The following is a 6,402-nucleotide window of genomic DNA, read 5'->3' on the forward strand; positions in this document are numbered from 1 at the left end:
ATAGGCATGACCGAGGGACACCAGGAATCCGGCGGAGGTGACTCATTCGACCTGAGTCAGTTCTACCAGATCTTCTTCGAGGAGGCGGGCGAAAACCTGGACCTCATGGAGCAGATGCTGCTCAACCTGAATCTGGAAACCGCTGACGACGAAGAGCTCAATGGCATCTTCCGCTGTGCGCACTCTGTCAAGGGAGGTGCGGCCACTTTCGGGTTCGCGGATGTGGCCGAGCTGACGCACCAGATGGAATCCTTGCTGGACCGCCTGCGTCGGCATGAATTGCAGCCCAACCCCATGATGGTGGATGTGCTGCTTGAATCCGCCGATGCCTCGCGCGTGTTGCTCGCCCGTCATCAGACTGGCGATACCAGCGCGCCACCCTCCAACGCCGATCTGGTGCGTCGCATCAGCGAGTTGGCGGCGGGTGGCACACCGGCGCCCGCAGCAGCAGCGCCGGCGCCCGTGCCTGCTGCCCCGGCTCCGGCCCCTGTGGCGGCGCCCGCGCCTGTTGTGGCCACGCCAGGCGCGCGCCAGCTGGAGATCCGTATCGGCCCGCTGGAGCGCCCCGACCAGGTGGATGGGATCAAGGACCTGTTCCGCGACATCGTGGGCCTCGGTTCGGTCACCGAGGTGGCCAGTGACCGTGCGGACACGCGGGTATTTCATGCCTCGACGTCTTCCAGCAACGATGATCTGCTGGACTTGTTTGCCTTTCACGTGTCACGTGAGCAGGTGGGCATCCGTGAAATGAGTGTCGCCGCGACGTCCTGGTCGGACCGGGACGATCCGCCGCCCGGCGCGCCTGTGGCGCCGGCGCCGGGTTTTGGCTTTTTCGAAGGCGCTCCGGGGGTGCCCACCGGCGTCGCCGCCGCCGCCGTGTCGGTCGAGGTGACCGAGGTCAAGCCTGCCGCCAAGGCGAGTGTGGCCAAGCCGGCCGCCAGCCCGGTTGCGGCCCAGCCAGAAGCCGCCACGATCCGCGTGGCCATCAGCAAGGTCGACCAGCTGATCAATCTGGTGGGCGAACTGGTCATCACCCAGGCGATGCTGGCACAGAACAGCCAGGCGCTGGACCCGGCGGCCAACCAGCAGCTCATGGCGGGGCTGGCCGACCTGGATCGCAACACACGCGATCTGCAGGAATCGGTGATGTCGATCCGCATGATCCCGATGTCCATCGTGTTCAGCCGCTTCCCGCGCATGTTGCGAGATCTGGCCAGCAAGCTGGGCAAGAAGGTGGAGTTCGTGACCCAGGGCGAGGCGACCGAGCTCGACAAGGGCTTGGTCGAGAAGATCACTGATCCTCTGACCCACCTGGTGCGCAACAGCTGTGACCATGGCATCGAGATGCCGGCGGATCGTATTGCTGCAGGCAAGCCTGAAACCGGCACCATCACCCTGTCGGCTGCCCATCAGGGGGGCTCCATCGTGATCGAGGTGCGCGACGACGGCCGTGGCCTGTCGCGCGAGAAGATCCTCAACAAGGCACGCGAGCGCGGCCTGGACGTTTCCGACCAGATGTCCGATGGCGATGTCTGGCAGCTGATCTTTGCGCCTGGCTTCTCTACCGCCGAGGTCGTGACCGACGTGTCCGGCCGCGGTGTCGGCATGGACGTGGTCAAGAAGAACATCGCTGCGCTCAACGGCACGGTCGAGATCGATTCTTCCGAGGGGTATGGCATGCGGGTTTCGGTCCGCCTGCCGCTGACCCTGGCCATCATGGACGGCATGTCGGTGGGTGTGGGCGACGAGGTCTACATCCTGCCCTTGTCCTCGGTGGTCGAATCCTTCCAGGTCAAGGACGATGCCGTCAACACCGTGGCCCAGGGCTCGCGCCTGGTCAAGGTGCGTGACGAGTACATGCCCGTGATTGAATTGGAGAAGGTGTTCCAGGTGCCGCGCTACGATGGCGGCAAGTCCAGCGACATCATGGTGGTGGTGGAAGCCGAGGGTAGCCGGGTGGCTTTGCTGGTCGATGAGTTGCTGGGTCAGCAGCAGGTCGTGGTGAAGAACCTGGAAACCAATTACCGCAAGGTCCCCAACGTTTCGGGTGCCACCATCCTGGGTGATGGCAAGGTGGCGCTCATTCTGGATACCAGCACCCTCGTGCGGCGTTCACGGCATTGATGCACTCCAAGGAGAAGACCGGTATGAGTGAGACAGATGAGAGCGGAACAATGGCGTCGGGTCCGCGCGAATACCTGACGTTCCGGCTGGATCAGGAAGAATACGGCATTGACATCCTCAAGGTTCAGGAAATCCGGGGGTATGAAAAGCCGACGCGCATTGCCAACGCGCCCGGGTTCATCAAGGGGGTGGTCAATCTGCGTGGCACCATCGTGCCCATCATCGACATGCGCCTGAAGTTCAACTGCGCGAAGGCCGAGTACAACAGCTTCACGGTGGTCATCATCCTGAATCTGCGCAACCGTATCGTCGGTATCGTGGTGGACTCTGTCAGTGATGTGATGGAGTTGGCGCCGGAGAACCTCAAGGCCGCACCTGACATCGACAGTTCGATCGAAAATTCGGCCGTAGTCGGTCTGGGCTCGGTGGGGGACCGCATGTTGATCCTGCTGGATATCGAGAAGCTCATGACGAGCGTCGATATGGGCCTGGTTTCTGTCGAGACCTGATCTCTTGCTGATAGTGCTTCCTCTCTTTATTCAAGCGCCCTGACGATGCTGAGCACAGACAAAGCCGCCAGGAGTTCAAAGGCGGGTGCAGACCGGGATGGTGCAGCGGAGATCGCCGGGGGGGACGTGCAGGCCAGGGAGTTCAGCTGGACGCAGGCCGACTTTACCCGTGTCCAGGCGCTGATCTATCAGCGTGCCGGCATCAGCCTGCACGACGGCAAGCATGCCATGGTGTACAGCCGCTTGTCGCGCCGGTTGCGCGACACCGGCTACCAGAATTTTCGCGACTACCTGGGCTGGCTGGAGTCCCACGACGGGCCCGAGTGGCAGGAATTCGTCAATGCCTTGACGACCAACCTGACCTCCTTCTTTCGCGAGCAGCATCACTTCGAGATCCTGGCCGAGCATCTGAAGTCTCGCCCATCAAACACGCCCTGGCGGGTCTGGTGCAATGCGGCTTCGACCGGCGAGGAGCCCTACTCCATCATCATGACGGCGCTGGATGCCCTGGGGCCGCAGGCGAATTTCAAGCTGTGGGCCAGCGATATCGACTCCAAGGTCCTGGCCACAGCGGCGCGGGGTGTCTACCGGCAGGACTCCATCAAGGGCGTGGACATGGCCCGCCTTCAACGCTTTTTCCTTCGCGGCAAAGGAAACAACGAGGGCTTCCTGCGCGTGAAGCCCGAATTGCAGCGCATGGTGGAGTTTCTGAGCGTCAACCTCATACGCGATGACTGGCCTTTTCGTGAGCCTTTCGACATCGTGTTCTGCCGCAACGTCATGATTTATTTCGATGGCCCGACCCAGCGCAGCGTGCTGGAGCGCATCCATCGGGTCATGAAACCTGGCAGCCTGCTGTTTGTCGGTCACTCGGAGAATTTCAACGAATCGCGCGATCTGTTTGTCCTGCGCGGAAAGACGGTGTATGAACGTCGTTGAAAGGTATGCTCCCCGGTACCGGCCGTGTTCCTTGCAGGAGCGGCATGAACCCGTCTGAGTTCTCCCAGCGTGCGGCGCCGCTGCGTCCTGTGACCTCGGGTGCCCCCAAGGCGCTGGCGGGTGGGCGGATCTCGCGGGTTGACGAACTTCGGGCTCAGCCGCGCAAGCCGGGGGAGGCCTCCTTTTTCTACGCCGATCACCATTTCCAGTACGACGCCGTCAAGGTGCTGCCAGGTGAGTATTTCGTGTCCGGTGAGGATGTGCTCATCATGACGGTGCTGGGCTCCTGCATCGCAGCCTGTGTGTGGGATGGCAAGGCCCGTATCGGGGGCATGAATCACTTCATGTTGCCCGAGGGCGAAGACGGTTCCGGGCGGTATGGCTCCTATGCCATGGAGCTCTTGCTCAACGAGATGATCAAGATGGGTGCCCGTCGGGAAACCATGCAAGCCAAGGTCTTCGGGGGCGGGGCCGTGATGGCGGGCTTCACGACCATGAACGTGGGGGAACGTAATACCAAGTTCGTGCTGGACTATCTGGCCACGGAGCGCATCCCGGTGGTGTCACAGGACGTGCTGGACATCCATCCGCGCAAGGTATGCTTTTTCCCGGTCACGGGCAAGGCGCTGGTCAAGCGGCTGGCCCATGCACATCCCGAGGCCCTGGCGGTCGAGGAGCGCAAGGGCAATGCGGCCACTGTGGTCAAGTCCACCGCCGGTGGTTCTGTGGACCTGTTCTAGAGAGGCTAGGTTGAAGAAGATTCGAGTGGTAGTGGTTGACGACTCGGCGCTGGTACGCAGCCTGCTGGCCGAGATCATCAACCGTCAACGCGACATGGAGTGTGTCGGTACGGCCAACGACCCGCTGATCGCGCGCGAGATGATCCGCGAATTGAACCCGGACGTGATCACGCTGGATGTCGAGATGCCGCGCATGGATGGCATCGAATTCCTCGGGCGCCTCATGCGTCTGCGCCCCATGCCCGTGCTCATGATTTCCACGTTGACCGAGCGCGGTGCCGAGGTCACCATGCGGGCCCTGGAGCTCGGCGCCGTCGATTTTGTGGCCAAGCCCCGTATTGGCCTGGCCGACGGCATCAAGGATTTGTCCGATCAGATCGTCGAGAAGATCCGCATCGCGGCCGCTGCGCATATCCGGCGTGCACCGACACCGGCGCTCGGGGCCGCCTCTGGGCCCAGCCCAGCCGGCGTGGCTCCGGCGCCGAAGCTGCTGGGCCGGCTGTCCACCGAGAAGATGATCTGTATCGGTTCGTCGACCGGAGGCACCGAAGCGGTCAAGGAGGTGCTGACGCGCATGCCGGCAGATTCTCCGGGCATCGTCATTACCCAGCACATGCCGCCGGGTTTCACCACCAGCTTTGCACAGCGCTTGAACGGGCTGTGCCAGATCACGGTGAAGGAGGCCGTCCATGGCGAGCGCATCCTGCCGGGGCATGCCTATATTGCGCCGGGGGGCAGGCAGTTTCGTGTCGACCGCAGTGGTGCCAACTATGTGGCGGTCGTGGAGGATGGGCAGCCGGTCAACCGTCACATGCCTTCCGTTGAGGTGCTGTTTCATTCCTGCGCCCAGGTCGTTGGGCCCAACGCCTTTGGCATCATGCTGACCGGTATGGGCAATGATGGCGCCAAGGCCATGCGTGAAATGAAGGACGCCGGCAGCTACAACTACGTACAGGACGAAGCCAGCTGCGTGGTGTTCGGCATGCCGCGCGAAGCCATCCTGCATGGCGCCGCTGACGAGGTGTTGCCCCTGACGGCCATTGCACCGGCCCTACTGGCCCGCCTCAGCAGCAGTGGTGGCGATCGCTACCGCGTTTGACGACGCAGCTCAGGCGCGCGCCGACAGCGCTTCCCATCGGCTCAGGGCCGCCATCAGTTCCGCTTCGATCGCAGTATCGCGCTGGCTCAGGGCAGTGGCGCGCTGTGCATCCTTGATATAGAGGCTGCCATCGGCGAGTTCCTTGCGCAAGCTGCCCTGCTCCAGCTCCAGGGCGTCGATCAGGTCGGGAAGCGCTTCGAGCTCCCGGCGCTCCTTGTAGCTGAGCTTGCTGCTGCCAACAGGGCGCGTCTGGGCGGGCGACGCTGTCGGGGATGCTGGCGCCTCGACTGCAGGCGTCCTGCTCGCCGCTGATTTGATCGCCTGGCTGCGCCGCGACTGCGTCAGCCAGTCCTCAACGCCGCCCTCGTACTCCCGCCACACGCCATCTCCTTCGTGCGCAATGGTGCTGGTCACAACATTGTCCAGGAATGTGCGGTCATGGCTGACGAGAAAAACCGTGCCGGGGTAGTCCTGCAGCAGTTCCTCAAGCAAGTCCAGCGTGTCAATGTCCAGGTCGTTGGTCGGTTCGTCCAGGACCAGCACATTGGCTGGCCTTGCAAACAGGCGCGCCAGCAGCAGCCGGTTGCGTTCGCCGCCAGAGAGGGAGCGCACGGGCGAGTTGGCCCGGGCCGGAGAGAACAGGAAGTCGCCGAGGTAGCTCTTGACGTGCTGTCGCTTGTTCCCGATCTCGATCCATTCACTGCCGGGGCTGATGAAATCTTCCAGCGTGGCATCCAGATCGAGCGCGTTGCGCATCTGGTCAAAGTAAGCCACCTGCAGATTGGCGCCCTGGCGAACCTTGCCGCTGTCGGGCATCAGTTCGCCCAGGATCAGCCTCAGCAGGGTCGTCTTGCCGGCGCCGTTTGCCCCGATCAGGCCGATCTTGTCGCCCCGCAGGATGGTGGCGCTGAAGTCACGGACAACCGTTCGATCTCCAAAGGACTTGCTGACATCGGTGAGCTCGGCCACCAGCTTGCCGCTCGGCGCGCCG

6 protein-coding genes (1 of these 6 cut by a window edge) are annotated in these 6,402 nt (G+C 62.9%); 5 read left to right on the top strand and 1 reads right to left on the bottom strand.

Annotation, left to right across the window (positions count from 1 at the left end; genetic code table 11):
• Positions 1-6: 6 nt before the first annotated feature.
• The 5 genes from AC1RRP_RS08535 to AC1RRP_RS08555 are packed head-to-tail and all read left to right on the top strand — an operon-like array spanning position 7 to position 5,411.
• Positions 7-2,124 carry a chemotaxis protein CheW gene (locus AC1RRP_RS08535; RefSeq protein ID WP_493035138.1) on the top strand — a complete coding sequence of 706 codons (2,118 nt, stop codon included), beginning with the start codon at positions 7-9 and terminating at the stop codon, positions 2,122-2,124.
• A 23-nt stretch (positions 2,125-2,147) separates the two neighbouring features.
• The gene (locus AC1RRP_RS08540) at positions 2,148-2,633 is read left to right on the top strand and encodes a chemotaxis protein CheW (protein WP_493035140.1); all 486 of its coding nucleotides are present in this window, start codon (positions 2,148-2,150) and stop codon (positions 2,631-2,633) included.
• A gap of 45 nt (positions 2,634-2,678) precedes the next feature.
• Positions 2,679-3,572 (top strand): CheR family methyltransferase, encoded by an 894-nt coding sequence (locus tag AC1RRP_RS08545; RefSeq protein ID WP_322275566.1) that lies wholly within the window; start codon positions 2,679-2,681, stop codon positions 3,570-3,572.
• 44 nt (positions 3,573-3,616) lie between these two features.
• Positions 3,617-4,312, top strand: a complete 696-nt coding sequence (gene cheD, locus AC1RRP_RS08550) for a chemoreceptor glutamine deamidase CheD (protein ID WP_493035142.1) — start codon at positions 3,617-3,619, stop codon at positions 4,310-4,312.
• 10 nt (positions 4,313-4,322) lie between these two features.
• Positions 4,323-5,411, top strand: coding sequence for a protein-glutamate methylesterase/protein-glutamine glutaminase (locus AC1RRP_RS08555; protein ID WP_493035143.1), 1,089 nt, complete (start codon positions 4,323-4,325; stop codon positions 5,409-5,411).
• Positions 5,412-5,420: 9 nt separating this feature from the next.
• Here the strand turns inward: AC1RRP_RS08555 and AC1RRP_RS08560 are convergent, their stop codons facing one another.
• On the bottom strand, positions 5,421-6,402 hold the 3' portion of the coding sequence (locus AC1RRP_RS08560; protein WP_493035146.1) for an ATP-binding cassette domain-containing protein. The gene runs 896 nt beyond the window's last position; 982 of the gene's 1,878 nt are visible here — the last part of the coding sequence; the start codon falls outside the window, past its right edge; it ends in the stop codon at positions 5,421-5,423.

The organism is Hylemonella sp. GW821-FHT12C09 (assembly GCF_058807395.1).